Origin of the sequence: Nitratireductor indicus C115 (genome assembly GCF_000300515.1) — a bacterium.
Classification (GTDB): domain Bacteria; phylum Pseudomonadota; class Alphaproteobacteria; order Rhizobiales; family Rhizobiaceae; genus Nitratireductor; species Nitratireductor indicus.
The window spans coordinates 162,997-179,928 of the sequence record NZ_AMSI01000006.1 but is presented as its reverse complement, the minus strand read 5'-3'; the positions used below and the strand labels follow the sequence as shown (position 1 = coordinate 179,928).

Sequence of the window (16,932 nt, the reverse complement as noted above, 5' to 3'; positions counted from 1 at the left end):
CATGAGGGGCTTTACTGGGCGAGCCAGGCGTTGAAGCGCTCGGTCAAGGCTTCCGAATTGTCGATCCAGAAGTTGACGTCCAGCGAAATCGCGCCGTCCAGATTTTCCGCAGTGGTCGGGAGCTCCGCCTTGTATTCGTCGCTCACCATGCCTGCGGCTTCCTTGTTCGGCAGGCCGTAGGCCACGAATTCGGGAAGCTTCTTCTGATTTTCAGGTTCGCTGGCGAAGGCGATGAAATCCATGCCAGCGTCCTTGTTTTCGGCATCCTTCAGGATGACCCAGCTGTCCACTGCGTAAATGCTACCGGGCCAGACGACCTTGAAGTTGCGGCCTTCGCTGCGGTTGATGCCGGTTATGCGGCCGTTATAGGCGGACGCCATCACCACTTCGCCCGAGGCGAGGAATTGCAGAGGCTGGGCGCCTGCTTCCCACCAGACAATATCGTTGCGGATTTCGTCGAGCTTCTTGAAGGCCCGGTCAACGCCTTCAGGCGTGGACAGCACGTCATACACTTCGTCGGCATTTACACCGTCTGCCAGAAGCGCGAATTCAAGCGTGTATTTGGGTCCCTTGCGCAGGGAGCGCTTGCCGGGGAATTTCTGGGTATCCCAGAAATCGGCCCAAGATTTGGGGCCTTCGGAGAGCTTGTCCGCGTCATAGGCGATGGCCGTTGACCAGACGATGGCGCCGACACCGCATTCGTGGACGGCGCTGTCGATGAACTTGTCTTCGCCGCCGAGCTTGTCCCAGTCGATGGTTTCAAACAGGCCGTCGCCGCAACCGAGCTCGAGCTCCTCTGCTTCCACCTGGACCACGTCCCAATTGGGCGCGCCGGCCTTCACCTTGGCCTGGAGCACGCCGTAGCCGCCGTTCCAGGCCTCATCCAAAACGGGCTTGCCGAGTTTTTCGGAAAAAGGCTTGAAGTAGATTTCACGCTGGGCGTCCTGATAGGTGCCGCCCCAGGAGACGACCGTGAGGTCACGGGCGCCGGCTGCGACGGAACCCAGTCCCGTCGCGGCTGCCAGGGTGCACGATAGCCAGAGCATTTTCGATTTCGAGAGCATCTTGTCCTCCGCTTTTGATTGTTTCCGATGTTCAGTCTCGAATGCAGATTTTGCGCATGGTCGCCGTCAGGCGGGAAGAGCCTCCTTGGGAAGTGCTGCCAGCGCCTTGTCGAGGCCGGATTTCAGCCGGGCCACAAGATCGTCCACCTCGGCCGCGGTGATGATGAGCGGCGGGCAGAAAGCCATGGCGTCCGTCATGGCGCGGCTGATGACACCGGCTTCCTGCAGGTGAGCATTGACCAGCGCACCGAGCGCGCCGGGCGTCTCCAGGGCTTTCTTGGATGCCTTGTCGGTCACGAGCTCGACAGCTGCGATGAGGCCGACGCCTCGCACTTCTCCCACCAGCGGATGATCGGCAAGGGCGTTGAGCCCGTCGAGCAGGCGCTTGCCCATGGCTGCTGCATTGCCCACGAGGTCACGCTCCTCGATGATCTTCAGGTTTTCCAGCGCAACCGCTGCAACCACCGGATGGCCGCTTGCCGTATAACCATGGCCGAGCGTGCCGATGCGGTCGCTCTCTTCCATGATGGGCTGGAAGACCTTCTCGTTGATCATCAGGGCCGAAGCCGGCAGATAGGAGGAGGAAAGCTGTTTCGACATCACCATGATGTCCGGCTCTATTCCATAGGTGATGGAGCCGAACATGGTGCCGGTGCGGCCGAAACCGCAGATGACCTCATCCGCAACGAGCAGGATGTCGTATTTGCGCAGGACTTCCTGAACCTTCTGCCAATAGGTGGCAGGCGGAACCACGACGCCACCGGCGCCCTGAACCGGCTCGCCGAAAAAGGCGGCGACGGTCTCGGGACCCTCGGCGAGGATGGTGTCCTCCAGTTCCTTGGCAAGGCGGGTTGCGAATTCCTCTTCGCTCTCGCCGGGCATGGCCTCACGCCAGTGGTGAGGTGCCGTCATGCGCAGGACATTGGGCACGATCAGGTCGAAGGATTTGTGGTTGGCCGGCAAGCTGGTGAGGCAGGCGCCGGCAATGGTCACGCCGTGGTAGGCGCGATTGCGCACGATGATCTTCTTCTTCTCGTGCTTGCCGAGCGCGTTGGACCGATACCAGATCAGCTTCAGCGCGGTGTCGATCGCCTCGGAGCCGGAATTGGTGAAGAACGCCTTGCTCATCGGAACGGGCGCCATGCCGATCAGCTTCTCGGAAAGCTCGATGACGGGGCCGTGCGACTTGTGGGTGAAGGTGTGATAGTAGGGCAGCTTTTCCATCTGCTGCGTGGCGGCCTTCACCAGGCGCTTCTCGTTGAAGCCCACGCCGACGCTCCAGAGGCCGGCCATCGCCTCGATATACTGCTTGCCGTTGTTGTCGTAGACGTAGATGCCCTCGCCGCGGTCGATCACCAGCGGACCGGCTTCGAGATGCTTCTTCGCATTGGTATAGGGATGCAGGTGATAAGCGATATCACGCGCTTCGATGGAGTTTGGCTTGTCGTTCATCGGCGGGCCCCTGCTTCTGGATGATTTCACATGCTCGGCGCAAGACGTCCGGAACGGCATATTAGCCGCTCGTTCGAGCGCAGGACGATATGGGTATCATTCAAATTTGCAGGAGACAATTGTTTGCTCAAGATTTTGAACGCTTGTGAGTTGCGGTGAGGCGGTGTTCTAGCGTGCTTTCGGGCCGGATTTATGTGAAATTTCCTCAAATACCTGTTCTAAATCGTCATTTTGGCGGTTTTCGCGTTCTGCGTGTTGCAATTTTCGTGTTGCAATGGGAGATCGGAATTGCCGAATTTTGAGCAAAATTCCCTTATTCGGCTAGGCTGCAGGCGCAATCCGTGCAAGAATCCGCCTCACCGGAGGGACATTTTTCCTTCGATGCGGGCGGTGCGGGCTGAGAATGATGAGTGACACAGGCATGGAAGAGTTCGACATCGGAGCGCGTCTCAAGGCGATGCGCACCGCGGGTCAACTAACGCAACGCCAGCTGGCGGAACGCGCAGGCGTGCCCCATGCGCAGATTTCCAATATCGAGAAAAACAAGATCAGCCCCTCGATCGCTACGCTGCGCAAGGTTCTGGGGGGGATGAGCGTCACCATGGCCGATTTCTTCGAGCCGGAACGCAAACCCAATCCGGGACCGTATTTCTCGGCGGATGAGTTGATCGATCTGACCTCGCGGGTCGTGATCAACTCGGCGGTGTCGCAGACGGGTCTGCTCTCCTTACGTCAGATCGGGGATGCCAGGCTCCACAATCTGCAGGTTCTGCATGAGATCTACGAACCGGGTGCGGATACGGGTGAAAGCATGCTGCAACATGCTTCGAGCGAGGGGGGGTATGTGGTCGAGGGGGAACTCGCACTTAATGTCGGCGATGAATTCAGGATATTGAAAGCGGGCGAGGCTTATCTGTTCGACAGCCGGGTCCCGCATCGTTTCCGAAATCTTTCCGGCCAGCGCACCGTGGTCGTGTCGGCCTGTACGCCTCCTTATCTGTGAGGCGGAACCTCGCAGATGCGCGAGCGCGTGAGGAAGCGCTTTTCGCGCCCGTTGTCGAGTGAGAACATGCCTCCGCGCCCAGGCACTACGTCGATGATCAGGTCGGTATGTTTCCAGGCTTCGAACTGGCTGGCGCTGATATAAACCGGCGTATCGCCAAGATTGCCGAGCAATACGTCCTTGTCTCCGACAATGAAATCGCTGCGCGGATAGCACATGGGCGAGGAGCCGTCGCAGCAACCACCAGATTGATGAAACAGGACCGGACCATGCTCGGCGATGATCTCGTCGAGCAGCTCTATGGCTTCAGGAGTTGCGGAGACCTTGTCGTGCAGCGGGGCAGCGTTCGCGGGGGCTTCTGGCATGGCGACGATAAATCCTGCTTTGGCCGCGGCTCGGAGAGACCCCTATGCCGCGGCCAGCGCCTGGGAGGCGTTTGCGACGGTCCTGCCGTTTCGCAAGGACTGCCGCTGCGTTGAGCCGGCGACCCGGACGAAGTCGCCCCGCTCTTTTCCTGGCTCGTTACGGGGACGGGCGGTGGCCGGCTTTCCCGCTATCGAACCGGTTGGTGATATTCGCCCCCGCCGGATGGTTTCTTCCGGCGGGGAATTAAGCGGCTCAGAAGAAGCCGAGCTTCTTCGGGCTGTAGCTCACCAGCATGTTCTTGGTCTGCTGATAATGGTCGAGCATCATCTTGTGCGTCTCGCGACCGATGCCCGACTGCTTGTAGCCACCGAAGGCGGCATGGGCGGGATAGGCATGGTAGCAGTTCGTCCACACACGGCCCGCCTGGATGGCACGGCCGAAGCGATAGAGGCGGTTCGCATCGCGGCTCCAAACACCGGCACCAAGGCCGTAGAGCGTGTCGTTGGCGATGGAGAGGGCTTCGTCCTCGTCCTTGAAGGTGGTGACGGAGACGACGGGGCCAAAAATCTCCTCCTGGAAGATGCGCATCCTGTTGTGGCCCTTGAAGACGGTCGGCTTCACATAGTAGCCGCCGGCAAGGTCGCCCGGCAGATGAGCCTGTTCGCCGCCCGTCAGGAGTTCGGCGCCTTCCTGCCTGCCGATATCGATGTAGCTCAGGATCTTTTCGAGCTGTTCCGATGAGGCCTGGGCGCCGATCATGGTTGCGGGATCGAGAGGATCTCCCTGGACGATGGCCTCGACACGCTTCAGCGCGCGCTCCATGAACTCGTCATAGATGGCTTCGTGGATCAGGGCGCGGCTGGGGCATGTGCAAACCTCGCCCTGATTGAGCGCGAACATCACGAAACCTTCGATCGCCTTGTCAAAGAAATCGTCGTCCTCGGCGGTCACGTCCTTGAAGAAGATGTTGGGCGATTTGCCGCCCAGTTCCAGCGTGACCGGAATGAGATTCTGACTGGCATACTGCATGATGAGCCGGCCGGTGGTCGTCTCGCCGGTGAAGGCGATCTTGGCGATGCGGTTAGAGGAGGCAAGCGGCTTGCCTGCCTCAAGGCCGAAACCGTTGACGATGTTCAGCACGCCATCAGGCAGGATATCGCCGATCAGATCGGCCCAAAGCATGATGGTGGCGGGGGTCTGTTCGGCGGGCTTAAGGACAACACAATTTCCGGCGGCGAGAGCCGGGGCAAGCTTCCAGCAGGCCATCAACAGCGGGAAATTCCAGGGAATGATCTGGCCGACAACACCGAGCGGCTCGTGGAAGTGATAGGCGATGGTGTCGTGGTCGATCTCGGAGATCGAGCCTTCCTGGCTGCGCAGGACGCCTGCGAAATACCGGAAATGATCGATGGCGAGCGGCAGATCGGCGGCGGTCGTCTCGCGGATCGGCTTGCCGTTGTCCCATGTCTCGGCGAGCGCCAAAAGGTCCAGATTTTCTTCCATCCGGTCGGCTATGCGATGAAGGAGCAACGCCCGCTCGGCAGGGCTCGTGCGGCCCCAAGCGTCCTTGGCCTTGTGGGCGGCGTCGAGCGCGAGTTCCACGTCGGCGGCATCGGAACGAGCGATCTCGCCCAGCGGCCGACCGTTCACCGGAGAGAGATTCTCGAAATATTTGCCGGACTTCGGCGCGACCCAGCGGCCGCCGATAAAATTGTCGTAGCGCTTGGCGAAGGGCATCTTCGCGGTGCGTGCGAGTTCCACCTGGTTCATGAAATCCTCCCGTTTGGATGCCGCCTCCTGCGGCACTCAGGAGAGGATGATACGGGTGCTTGCCTCTGTCAGCGGGGGTGCGATCGGTGGAACAGGGCACCTGTCGCAGAGTTGCGACAGGGTTTTCGTGAAAAAATCAATGTGTGCGATGAATCCCCAGGCGCGCCATCTTCCGGTGCATGGTAGCGCGCGAGATGCCGAGCCTGCGGGCTGCTTCCGAGACATTGCCGCCGGAACCAGCAAGCGCGCGCTGCAGGGCGCCGCGTTCGGCTTCTGTCAGGCCATCGCGTCCGACTGCCGGGCCGCCCAGAAGATCGGCGGCGGGAAAGGGATCTGCCAGCGGCCCCGGTGCCAGGCCAAGCTGGCTGCGGGCGGTGCGTGTGGCGCCGATCACCAGATCATCATCGTCGACGGCTATCAGGGCTCCCGTTTCCGATCCGGGCAACAGCATGATCCGCGCCTTGGGAAATGCCAGACGGAAAGCCTCGGCCTCGATGCGGCGCACGGTGTCGTTGGCCGCCGTGGCGATCAGGTTCACGAAACCCTCCGTCAGGTCGGCCCGGCAGGAGGAGACATCCAGTGCTGCGGCGAGATTGCCCTCATGATCGTAGACCGGCGCGGTGGTGCAGGAGAGCAGGGTATTGCGTGAGTGAAAATGCTGATCCCTGTGAATTGTAAGGGTTCTGCGCTCCACAAGGCAGGTTCCGATGCCGTTGGTACCCTCGCTTTCCTCGCTCCAGACGGTGCCGGTCCACAGTCCCCATTGGCGGAAAGTCTCGTCGTCCCCGGGCGCGCCGCGCCGTTCCACGGGAATGCCGTCGCGGTCTGCAAGCAGGACGCAGCATCCCACGCCGCCCACGGCGCTGAACAGCTGATCCAGCGCACCCTGGGCCGAGCGGATCAACGGTTCGAGTTTCTGGCGCGCCGCCGCCAATTGGCTGTCCGAAACCCGGCATGGTCCCTTGCGTTCATCGGGGTCGAGCTGATGCAGGCGCGACGAACGCTGCCAGGAAGCGACCAGCGCGGACTTTGCCGACTTGTTGGAGTCGATTGCAGCAAGCACCCTGTCGGAGTGGTGCAGGAAACCCTGTCGATCCATGTTTTCCTCCTGGTGGCTCTTGATCCCGCCCGTTTCTCCTCATTTCCGGGCAAGCGGCCATCACTTCCTCCAAGTCTCTCCGACTGGCGTTTTGTGTCAATACGCCCTGCGTCGAATGAAAATGAGCCGGCAAGGCTGCGATTTGACGGGAAAAGCCGGTTGGCAGAGGAAAGTGCCGGTTCAGATCGTGGCGGCTTTGTGCAAATCTCCGCCGGCGCCCATGGTTTGGGCGAGACTTGGCAGAAAGAGGCTCGCCTTGGAACTCGCATTCGAAAGCTCGACCATCGCTCTTCTGATTGCCGGCATGGCGCTCACAGGCATGATCGGCGGCATTCTGGCGGGGCTGCTCGGTGTAGGTGGAGGGATCGTCATCGTACCCGTGCTATTCTGGGTGCTGAAGACGTTTCAAATCTCGCCCGATCACGCGAGCCATCTGGCGGTGGCGACTTCGCTTGCCACAATCATTCCGACCTCGATCTCATCCATGCGGGCGCATGCCAAACGGGGCACGGTGGACCGCGATCTATTGAAACTTTGGGGCCCGGCGGTGTTTGTCGGCGCGCTGATCGGCGGCGGGCTTGCCAAGGTCGTTTCGGGGGATGCGCTGCGGACGATTTTCGGCGTCGTCGGCATTCTCGTCGCCGTGAACATGGCCATCCCTAAAACGCTGGTCATCTCCGAAAACCTTCCGTCGAACGGTTTCGTGAACCGGGCTATCGCTGCGGTGATCGGCGTCATCTCATCCCTGATGGGCATTGGCGGGGGAACGCTTTCGGTGCCGACGCTTTCCGCCTTTTCCTTTCCTGCGCATCGTGCGGTGGGTACGGCGGCTGCGCTCGGCTTCCTGATCGCGGTGCCGGGAGTGGCGGGTTTCATCTATGCGGGGCTCGGAGTGAAAGGGCTGCCGCCCGGAAGCCTTGGCTATGTAAGCCTGCCGGCTGCGCTGATCATCGCACCGGTGAGCTATCTTTGCGCACCGCTCGGGGCACGGCTCGCCCACGCGCTCGACGCGCGCAACCTGAAGCGGGCTTTTGCCGTTTTCCTTGCGATCACCGCTGTCAGGATGCTCATGTCCTGATTGCGAGCCACTTTCCTGGCCAAGCGAATTCGCTCCATGGCCCTGTCGGAGCACCTGAAGGAAAACTAGGGTCTGCCGGACCCGGAACGGCCATTTCACAGGGGATTGAACATGTTCGGTTATTCGCTTTCGCGGCGCACCTTGATGCGGGGAACGGCGCTTGTGGCCGGTGGTCTCGTCCTGCCGCGTCTGGCCTTGGCGGATGATGCATTGCGCGGCGGGCGACTGGTGGTGGCCGCGGATTCGGAGCCGCGCAGCCTTAACCCGGCCATCGTCGCCTCCAACGGCGTCTTCTTTATTGCCAGCAAGATCGTGGAGCCGCTGGCCGAAGCGGCATTCGGCAGCGAGAGCGGCCTTGCGCCGAGACTTGCCACCAGCTGGGAAGGGGCGGAGGACGGGCTGTCCGTGACCTTCAAACTGCGCGAAGGGGTGACGTGGCATGACGGCAAGCCCTTCACTGCGGACGACGTGGCCTTTTCGGCCCTGAATGTGTGGAAGCCGCTGCAAAATCTCGGGCGTGTCGTCTTCGCCAATCTCGAGACTGTCGACACACCGGACGCGCATACGGCGGTGTTCCGTTTCTCCAGGCCGATGCCGATCCAGCTCATTCGCAACGCAATGCCCGTGGTGACAAGCGTCTTGCCCAAGCATCTCTATGAAGGCACCGACATTTCCGCAAATCCGGCCAATCACGCTCCAGTCGGAACGGGGCCTTTCCGTTTCGCCGAACACAAGCCGGGCGAATATTATCGCCTGGTGCGCAATGAGAGCTATTGGGGCGGGGATCAGCCGAAGCTCGATGAGGTCGTTTATCGCGTCCTGCCAGACAGGGCAGCGGCGGCCTCGGCACTGGAAGCAGAAGAAATCCAGCTTGCCGCGTTTTCGCAGGTGCCGCTGGTCGATCTCGACCGCATCTCCAAGGTGCCGGGTCTCAAGGTGGTGACGGAGGGCTACGAGGCGCTGACCTATCAACTCGTCGTGGAGATCAATCACCGCAACCCGATCCTTGCGAAACTGGCAGTGCGCCAAGCGATTGCCCATGCCATCGACAAACGGTTCGTGGTCGATACGGTCTTTCTCGGCTATGCGGCCTCCTCCACCGGTCCTGTGCCGAAGAACGCGCCGGAATTCTATAATCCGCAGGTGACGGCTCATGATTTCGACATCGACCGGGCGAATGCTCTCCTCGATGAAGCGGGCTATCCGCGCGGGGAGGGCGGCAAGCGTTTCTCACTGCGGCTTCTGCCCGCGCCCTTCTTCAGCGAGACGCGCCAGTTCGGCGATTATCTGCGCCAGGCGCTGGCCGCCGTCGGCATCGACGTGCAGATCGTCAACAACGATACGCCCGCACATCTGAAGGCGGTCTATACGGACCACGCGTTCGACCTGACAGTTGGCTCGCCCGTTTTCCGTGGCGACCCGGCGATCTCAACCACGATCCTCGTGCAGTCGGGCATTCCCGATGGCGTGCCTTTCTCCAATCAGGGTGGATATGCCAATGCGGAACTCGATGCGATCATCGAGGAAGCTTCCGAGACAGTCGATCCTGAGGCCCGCACGGCGCTCTACAATGATTTCCAGACCATGGTCACGGAAGAGCTTCCGCTCATCAACGTCGCCGAATGGGGTTTCACTTCGGTTGTGCGCGACAATGTCGTGAATGTGGGCAACAATCCGCGCTGGGTGGTCTCCAACTGGGCCGATACAGGGCTCGCCCGATGATCCTTGGGGCGTGCTGAAAGCGGGAGAGCGGCGTTCGGCATGCATCGCGCATGGACTTTGATGAGACGGCGTCTGATCGGCAGCATTCCGGTGCTGCTTATTGTCGTCATGGGCACGTTTCTGCTCATGGAAATGGCTCCGGGCGATGCGGTGGATGCCTATCTCGTTTCGCTTGGTGGAGGCGATGCGGGCCTTGCCGCGCAATTGCGGCAGAGCTACGGGCTCGACCAGTCGGCTTTCAGCAGGCTTCTGTTCTATCTCGGATCGCTGGCGCGTTTCGATCTCGGCTGGTCCCTGGCCTTCGACCGTCCGATCCTTGGCCTGATCGCCGAGCGCCTGCCCAACACGCTCTGGCTGATGGGAACGGCGACGGCGCTCGCCTTCATGCTCGGCAGTGCGCTTGGCGTCGTGGCCGGCGCGCGGCCGGGCAGTTTGACGGACAGGTTGCTGTCGATCGGCTCGCTGGCGCTATATGCGACGCCCAGCTTCTGGCTCGGGCTGGTTCTTATCCTGATCTTTGCCGTGGACCTGCGATGGTTTCCTACAGCGGGCATCGAGACCGTGGCCTCCGGCAAGGTGGGCATGGCGCGCGTTTTCGACGTCGCATGGCATCTCGTCCTTCCCGTGGCTTCGCTCGGCTTCATCTATCTGGCGTTGTTCCTGCGGATGATGCGGTCCGGCATGGCGGAGGTGTGGCGGCTCGATTTCGTGCTGGCCGCGCGGGCGCGGGGCATATCGCGGCTCCGGCTGGTGCTGCGGCATGTGGCGCGCAACGCCTTGCTGCCGCTGGTAACCATGCTCGGCCTTCAGGCGGCCACCATGCTTGGCGGAAGCGTTGTGGTGGAAAGCGTGTTCGCCGTGCCGGGCTTCGGGCGGCTGGCGCATGAAGCGGTGGCAGCGCGCGATGCGCCGCTTCTGACCGGCATTATCGTCGTCAGCGCGGTCATGGTCATTGCGGTCAATCTTCTGGTCGACATCGCCTATGGGTTTCTCGACCCGCGTGTGGGGCGGGGGGAGGAGGTGTCGTGAGGGCGTTTGCGCTGCGCTTGATGCGTTCACCCGAAGGCATGGCCGGGCTCATCCTGCTCATCCTGCTTGCCGCGATGGCGCTTTGCGCACCGCTCGTTTATCCCGGCGATCCGATGGCTATCGCCGGCAGGCCCATGCTCGCGCCTTTCAGCGATCCGGCTTTTCCGCTCGGTACCGACCGGCTCGGCCGCAATGTGGTTGCGGGTCTGATGCACGGAGCCCGCGCATCGCTTCTTGTGGGGATTTCCGCGGCGCTCATGGCGCTGATCGCCGGCAGCATCGTGGGCACGGTGGCCGGATTTGCGGGCGGGCTCGTGGAGGACATTCTGATGCGCATCGTGGACGCGTTCCAGGTGGTGCCGGGCTTCCTTCTGGCGCTCGCCTTCGTCAGCGTCACAGGCGCATCCTTGCCGGTCGTGGTGGTGGCTATCGCGCTTGGGGCCTGGACCGGTCCGGCGCGTCTGGTGCGCGCGGAGGTGCTTTCCATCCGAGAGCGCGATTTTGTGGCAGCCGCCCGCACCATGGGCATGCATCCCGCTGAGATCGCATTCCGCGAAATCCTGCCCAATGCGCTGCCGCCGGTTCTTGCGCTCGCTTCGGTGATCGTGGCCAGTGCGGTGCTGATCGAGGCGGCGCTGTCATTCCTCGGTTTGGGAGACCCGAACATCGTGACCTGGGGTTCGATGATCGCCGAAGGCCGCAACCTCCTTCGCTCTGCGCCCTATCTCTCCATTGCGCCTGGTCTCGGGCTCGTTGCCACGGTGCTCGGGGTCTATCTGTTCGGCGAAGGCGTGGCCGAGGCGCTTGCGCGCCGCCGGGGGCGGGCATGAGCGGCAATCTGTTGGAAATCCGGGGGCTTTCGGTCTCCCATGCCGGCGCTTTCGCGCTGCGAGCCGTCGACCTCGACATCCATGCGGGTGCGAAGCTTGCGGTAATCGGCGAAAGCGGGTCGGGCAAGACAACATTGGCGCTGTCCCTTGCCGGCCTTTTGCCGCCTGAAGCGCTGGTCGAGGGGAGGGTGGACTGGCCAGGTCTTGATCGCGCACCGCTGACGGGGCGCGACACGGGGTTGGTGTTTCAGGATCCGGCGGCAAGCTTCAACCCGGTCATTCCCGTCGGTGAACAGGTGGCGGAAGGGGCGCGGCGCCACCTTGGGCTTGGGCGAAAGGCCGCACACGAGCTTGCAAGGAACCTTCTTGAACGGGTGCACATTCCCGATCCAGAGGCCGCTCTTACCGCCTATGTGCATCAGTTTTCGGGTGGGCAACTGCAGCGCATCGCCATTGCCGCTGCCATTGCCGCCAGACCGCGCCTCCTGATGGCGGACGAGGCCACGAGCGCCCTCGACACAGTGGTGCAGGCCAGCATCGTGGCGCTTCTGGAGGAACTCGTCAGGGAAGAGGGCATGACGCTTGTCTTCATCACACATGATCTCGCCCTTGCCTCGAATCTCGCCGACACAATCGCGGTTCTGAAGGATGGAATTCTGGTGGAGACCGGACCGACAGACCAGGTTCTGGTGTCTCCGGCGCATCCCTATACGCGCAGGTTGCTCGATGCGCAGATCGATCTTTCCGCGCCGCGTCTCGTCGGGGAGGCGTGCTGATGGACGTTCCTCTCCTCGCGGCCAAGGGATTGTCGAAAACCTTCGCAAGCCGCGGGCGGCGCGTGGCGGCGTTGCAGGACGTGGCGTTTACGCTCAAGCGCGGCGAGACGCTCGGGCTCGTCGGACCTTCGGGAAGCGGAAAGTCGACGCTTGCCCGCGTTTTGATGCGTCTCATCGAGCCGCAGGCGGGCAGCATCCATTTCAACGGCGATGACTGGCTGAAGCTTGAAGGTCGCGCATTGCGCGAACGGCGCGGCGCGATCCAGATGGTTTTCCAGGATCCGCTTTCAGCCTTCAATCCGCGTGCGACCATCGGCTCGGCCCTCGCCGCGCCGCTGCGGGTGCACGGGTTCGCGGACGGCGTGGCGGAGCTTCTCGCACGCGTGGGGCTCACCGCTTCCCTTGCCGAACGTGGCATTCATGAGGTTTCGGGTGGACAAAGGCAGCGCGTCGCTATTGCGCGTGCGCTTGCGACGCGCCCTTCGGTAATCGTTTTCGACGAAGCCGTTTCGGCTCTCGATGCCTCGGTGCGCGGTCAGATACTGCAACTCATTGCTGATTTGCAGCAAAGCGAAGGGCTCGCCTATCTCTTCGTCTCGCATGATCTGGCGGCGGTGCGTGTGATCGCCCATCGCATCGCGGTGATGGACCAGGGGCGGATCGTGGAATGCGGCCCGACGCAGGATGTTGTTTCCAACCCGCAATCGTCGACGTTGAAGGCGCTGGTAGCGGCAGTGCCGAGGTTGCGAAAGGGAGGCTGAAATTTAGGACTTGGCAAAGTCCGGGGTAACCCGTTCGCGGGTTGCAAAGCCGTCAAAGGATCGGGCTATACTGCAACGCAAACACACACTGCCGCGATCCGGAGAGCCCCTCATGACGATCCGCAACCTTGAATTTGCCGCGCGCCCGCGATCCGTCGCCGTGATCGGCGCGTCGAGCCGGCCCGGCGCGGTCGGTCATATCGTCATGCAGAACCTGATCGAGGGTGGCTTCGAGGGTGAAATCTGGCCGGTCAATCCGAAATACAAGGAGGTGGCCGGCAGGCGCTGCTACAAGAGTGCACGCGACATTCCTGCCATCCCTGATCTTGCCGTCATCCTCACGCCGCCGCAGGCGGTGCCGGGCATCATCGCCGAACTGGGCGAGAAGGGAACGCGCGCGGCGGTCGTCATCACAGCCGGCCTGACGCGGGAAAACGGCTTGCGGCAGGCCATGCTCGATGCGGCCAAGCCTCATCTTTTCCGCATCATCGGCCCGAACACCGTGGGTCTGATGGTGCCGCCGATGAAGTTCAACGCGAGTTTCGCCCATATGCAGGCAAAGCCAGGCGGACTTGCGCTTCTTTCCCAGTCGGGTGCCATCGCCACCTCGCTGGTGGATTGGGCTGCGGCGGAAGGGATCGGCTTCTCGCACATCGTTTCGCTCGGTGACATGGCCGACGTGGATGTGGGCGATTACCTGGAGATGCTGGCGGGTGACGGGCGCACGCGCGGTATATTGATGTATCTCGAAACCATCCCGAGCCCGCGGAAATTCATGACCGCCGCGCGGGCGGCGGCACGGCTGAAACCCGTCATCGCCATCAAGGCGGGACGCCACGCGCAGGCGGCCAAGGCAGCGGCCACCCACACGGGCGCACTTTCAGGCGCAGACCGGGTGGTGGAAGCCGCGTTGCGGCGTGCGGGCATCCTGCGTGTCATCGATCTTGGCGAATTGTTCGATGCCGCCGAGGTGCTGGCGCGCTTTTCGCCGCTGGAACGTTCGCAGGTGGGTATCGTCAGCAATGGCGGCGGGGCCGGTGTTCTGGCCGTGGACAAGCTGATCGACCTCAAGGGCACGCTGGCCGAATTCACCCCGCAGACACTTGAGCGGCTGGACAAGGCGCTGCCTGAAAACTGGTCGCATGCCAATCCGGCAGACATTATCGGCGATGCGCCCGCCGAACGTTACAGTGAGGCTGTGCGTGCCGTCGCGGATGACGCGAACACGGATGCCGTCCTCGTCTTCAATTGTCCGACGGGACTTGCTTCGCCTTCGGATGCGGCGCGTGCTGTCGCGGCCCTTGCCGACCGGGGCAGGCTCAACGGCAAGCCGCTCATCACCTGCTGGCTCGGTGAGGAGAAGGCGCGCGAAGGCCGGCGGATTCTTCAGGAAGCCGGTATCGCGAATTTCAGCACACCGGCAAGCGCCACCGCTGCGCTTTCCTATCTGGGCGAATGGTCGCGCGCGCAGAAGGCGTTGACGCGGGTGCCGTCGAGCCGCAGCGAAGACGTGACAGGCGACCGGGAGGCATTGCGGGCGATCCTGTCGGGTGCGGCCGCCGAGGGGCGACGCATGCTCACAGAGCCCGAGGCTAAGGCGGCGATTGCCGCCTATGGCATCCCCGTTCCCGAAACAATCGTGGTGCAGACGCCGGATGCGGTTGGCGGGGCGGCGGAGCATCTGTTGCAGTCCTCCTCACGCGTGGTGGTGAAGCTCCTCTCAAAGACCATCACGCATAAATCCGATGTCGGCGGCGTGGTGCTCGATCTGAAGACCGCAGATGCTGCGAGGGAAGCGGCGGAAGCTATCGTGAAGCGCCTGGAGGAGCGCGGCGAGGCCGATGCGCTCGAAGGTTTCGTCGTGCAGCCCATGGTAACCCGCAAGCATGCCCATGAGTTGATCCTGGGTGTCAGTCAGGATCCGATCTTCGGGCCGGTGGTGCTGTTCGGGGCCGGGGGCACCTCCGTCGAGGTGGTGGACGACACGGCCATCGCGCTGCCGCCGCTCGACGATGTGCTTGCGGGCGACCTGATGGATTCCACGCGCATCGGAAAACTGCTCGCCGGCTATCGCGACCGTGCGCCCGCGCATCGCGAGGCGATTGCAGATGCGCTCAACGCGATCTCGCAGATGATCGTGGATTTCCCCTGTATCAAAGGCATGGACATCAACCCGCTCATCGCTGACAGCGAAGGTGTGGTGGCGCTCGATGCGCGCATCGAGATCGAGCCCTCGGAAATCGATCGCAAGGGGCCGAGCACCGATCTTGCCATTCGTCCCTATCCGGACGGATGGGCAAAGGATGTCGACCTGGAAGGGCATCGCTATCACCTGCGGCCGATCAAGCCGGCGGATGTGGCGCTGTTTCCCGATTTCCTGTCGCGCGTTTCACCGGAGGATATCCGTTTCCGCTTTCTTGCCCCGCGTCGGCATTTTCCCGACGAGATGCTGATGCGGCTGACGCAGCTCGATTACGAGCGCGATATCGCCTTCATTGCCCTGCGGGCCGAGGATGGCGAGATGGGCGGCATCGGCAGGCTTTCCTCCGATCCCGACAAGGAAATTGCCGAATACGGGCTTCTCGTGCGCACCGATTTGCAAGGGCATGGCCTTGGCTTCGCGCTTTTGAAGCAGTTGATCGACTATGGGCGCGAAGAGGGGATCGGGGCCATTGAGGGCATTGTTCTCAGCGACAATGTCAAGATGCTCTCCATGTGCCGCGATTTCGGCTTTGTCGCCAAGGAAAACAGCGAGGAGCCCGGCGTCGTCACGATGTCGCTCAAGCTCTGAGCGACGGGGTGGCGCATCAGGCCGTATGCACCACGTTGCCGCTGATCCACGTGACTGCGACGGAGAGTTCTTCCGTCAGCTCGACGAAATCGGCATCCATTCCCGCCCCGAGACGCCCTTTGGTCTTCTCAAGCTTTACAGCCTGCGCAGGATAGAGGCTCGCCATTCGCAAGGCCTCTTCAAGCGGCAGGCCTACCTGGCGGTGCAGGTTCGCCACGGTTGAGGCCATGTCGATGTCGGCGCCGGCCAGTGTACCGTCGGCAAGGGTCAGGCGGCCGTCGCGCCGCTCAATGGTGCGCCCGTTCAGCGTGAAGGATTTCATGTCAGTGCCGATGGTCGACATGGCGTCGGTGACGGCGAAGATGCGGGCGGGTCCGGTCTTGGCCTTGAGGGCGGCGCGCATGGCCACCGGATCGACGTGAATGCCGTCGGCAATCAGGCCGGTCCAAAGCGTACCGCTTTCCAGCGCCGCGCCGACCAGTCCCGGTTCGCGATGGCCGAGTGGGCTCATGGCGTTGAAGAGATGGGTGACGAGCCGCGCGCCGGCCTTTGCATAGGCAAGCGCGGTTCGGCAACCGGTATCCGTGTGGCCGAGGCTGACACACACGCCTGCTTCGGCAAGGGCGCGCACCTGCTCCTGTGTGACGCTTTCTGGAGCAAGCGTTACCATCAGGACAGGCAGATGCCGGCGTGCTTCGATCAGCGCGCCAAGGTCGTCCGCCTCCATGGGGCGTATGAGCGAGGGGTCATGCGCGCCCTTGCGCGCAAGCGAGAGATGAGGGCCTTCCAGATGAAGCCCCAGGAAGCCGGGCATGCGGCTGCGCGCGGCCTCGATGCCGGCCGCAATTGCCTTTGCGGTTGCCTCCCTCGTGTCGGTGATCAAGGTGGGCAAGAGCCCTGCCGTGCCGAATTTCGCATGCGCGCGGCAGATGGTCGACAATCCCTCGACGCCGCATTCGCCGTCGAACATCACGCCACCGCCACCATTGACCTGAAGATCGAGGAAGCCCGGTACGATCATCGCGCCGCCGGCCTTGCGGGTTGCCTGCCCCGGTGCAACGCCACGCATTGGCACGATACCTGTCACCTGTCCGCCATCGATGATCAGCGCGTGATCATCATGCCAGGCATCGCCGTCGAAAATGCGTGCACCGGTGATTGCAAGAGATGTCATGGCGGGTTCCAGTGGCT

At 62.4% G+C, this 16,932-nt stretch carries 13 protein-coding genes and 1 pseudogene; 8 read left to right on the top strand and 6 right to left on the bottom strand.

Features of this window, described 5'->3' with window-relative positions; genetic code table 11:
* Nucleotides 1-11: 11 nt before the first annotated feature.
* Together NA8A_RS10705 and NA8A_RS10700 are read right to left on the bottom strand one after the other, a co-directional pair.
* Nucleotides 12-992 (bottom strand): annotated as a pseudogene (locus NA8A_RS10705) (ABC transporter substrate-binding protein); the annotation flags it as partial.
* A gap of 138 nt (nucleotides 993-1,130) precedes the next feature.
* Complete coding sequence (locus NA8A_RS10700; RefSeq protein ID WP_009756518.1) at nucleotides 1,131-2,516, bottom strand: aspartate aminotransferase family protein; 1,386 nt, start codon at nucleotides 2,514-2,516, stop codon at nucleotides 1,131-1,133.
* Nucleotides 2,517-2,919: 403 nt separating this feature from the next.
* On the opposite strand from NA8A_RS10700, the gene NA8A_RS10695 reads away from it, so the two are divergent.
* Nucleotides 2,920-3,519, top strand: coding sequence for a cupin domain-containing protein (locus tag NA8A_RS10695; RefSeq protein ID WP_240532773.1), 600 nt, complete (start codon nucleotides 2,920-2,922; stop codon nucleotides 3,517-3,519).
* Here NA8A_RS10695 and NA8A_RS10690 read toward each other — a convergent pair.
* The 3 genes from NA8A_RS10690 to NA8A_RS10680 form a co-directional block, all read right to left on the bottom strand.
* Nucleotides 3,510-3,884 (bottom strand): DUF779 domain-containing protein, encoded by a 375-nt coding sequence (locus NA8A_RS10690; RefSeq protein WP_009756516.1) that lies wholly within the window; start codon nucleotides 3,882-3,884, stop codon nucleotides 3,510-3,512. The two genes, NA8A_RS10695 and NA8A_RS10690, sit on opposite strands and share 10 nt — an antisense overlap.
* A gap of 253 nt (nucleotides 3,885-4,137) precedes the next feature.
* Complete coding sequence (gene adh / locus NA8A_RS10685) at nucleotides 4,138-5,655, bottom strand: aldehyde dehydrogenase (protein ID WP_009756515.1); 1,518 nt, start codon at nucleotides 5,653-5,655, stop codon at nucleotides 4,138-4,140.
* Between the two features lie 136 nt (nucleotides 5,656-5,791).
* Nucleotides 5,792-6,754, bottom strand: a complete 963-nt coding sequence (locus NA8A_RS10680; RefSeq protein WP_009756514.1) for a helix-turn-helix domain-containing protein — start codon at nucleotides 6,752-6,754, stop codon at nucleotides 5,792-5,794.
* A 256-nt stretch (nucleotides 6,755-7,010) separates the two neighbouring features.
* On the opposite strand from NA8A_RS10680, the gene NA8A_RS10675 reads away from it, so the two are divergent.
* The 7 genes from NA8A_RS10675 (at nucleotide 7,011) to NA8A_RS10645 (ending at nucleotide 15,741) form a co-directional block, all read left to right on the top strand.
* Nucleotides 7,011-7,832 (top strand): sulfite exporter TauE/SafE family protein, encoded by an 822-nt coding sequence (locus NA8A_RS10675; RefSeq protein ID WP_009756513.1) that lies wholly within the window; start codon nucleotides 7,011-7,013, stop codon nucleotides 7,830-7,832.
* Between the two features lie 111 nt (nucleotides 7,833-7,943).
* A complete protein-coding gene (locus NA8A_RS10670; protein WP_009756512.1) occupies nucleotides 7,944-9,554 on the top strand; it encodes an ABC transporter substrate-binding protein in 1,611 nt (536 codons plus the stop codon).
* A gap of 39 nt (nucleotides 9,555-9,593) precedes the next feature.
* On the top strand, nucleotides 9,594-10,583 hold the full coding sequence (locus tag NA8A_RS10665) for an ABC transporter permease (protein WP_009756511.1): 990 nt from the start codon (nucleotides 9,594-9,596) through the stop codon (nucleotides 10,581-10,583).
* A gap of 20 nt (nucleotides 10,584-10,603) precedes the next feature.
* Nucleotides 10,604-11,413: an ABC transporter permease gene (locus NA8A_RS10660; protein WP_040672404.1), complete on the top strand. Its 810-nt coding sequence runs from the start codon at nucleotides 10,604-10,606 to the stop codon at nucleotides 11,411-11,413.
* Complete coding sequence (locus NA8A_RS10655; protein ID WP_009756509.1) at nucleotides 11,410-12,189, top strand: ABC transporter ATP-binding protein; 780 nt, start codon at nucleotides 11,410-11,412, stop codon at nucleotides 12,187-12,189. Before NA8A_RS10660 ends, NA8A_RS10655 begins: the two co-directional genes overlap by 4 nt.
* Nucleotides 12,189-12,950 (top strand): ABC transporter ATP-binding protein, encoded by a 762-nt coding sequence (locus tag NA8A_RS10650; RefSeq protein WP_009756508.1) that lies wholly within the window; start codon nucleotides 12,189-12,191, stop codon nucleotides 12,948-12,950. The genes NA8A_RS10655 and NA8A_RS10650 overlap by 1 nt, the downstream gene beginning before the upstream one ends.
* 112 nt (nucleotides 12,951-13,062) lie before the next feature.
* On the top strand, nucleotides 13,063-15,741 hold the full coding sequence (locus tag NA8A_RS10645; protein ID WP_009756507.1) for a bifunctional acetate--CoA ligase family protein/GNAT family N-acetyltransferase: 2,679 nt from the start codon (nucleotides 13,063-13,065) through the stop codon (nucleotides 15,739-15,741).
* Nucleotides 15,742-15,757: 16 nt separating this feature from the next.
* On the opposite strand, the gene nagA is transcribed toward NA8A_RS10645, so the two are convergent.
* The gene (gene nagA, locus NA8A_RS10640; protein ID WP_009756506.1) at nucleotides 15,758-16,915 is read right to left on the bottom strand and encodes an N-acetylglucosamine-6-phosphate deacetylase; all 1,158 of its coding nucleotides are present in this window, start codon (nucleotides 16,913-16,915) and stop codon (nucleotides 15,758-15,760) included.
* Nucleotides 16,916-16,932: the final 17 nt, after the last annotated feature.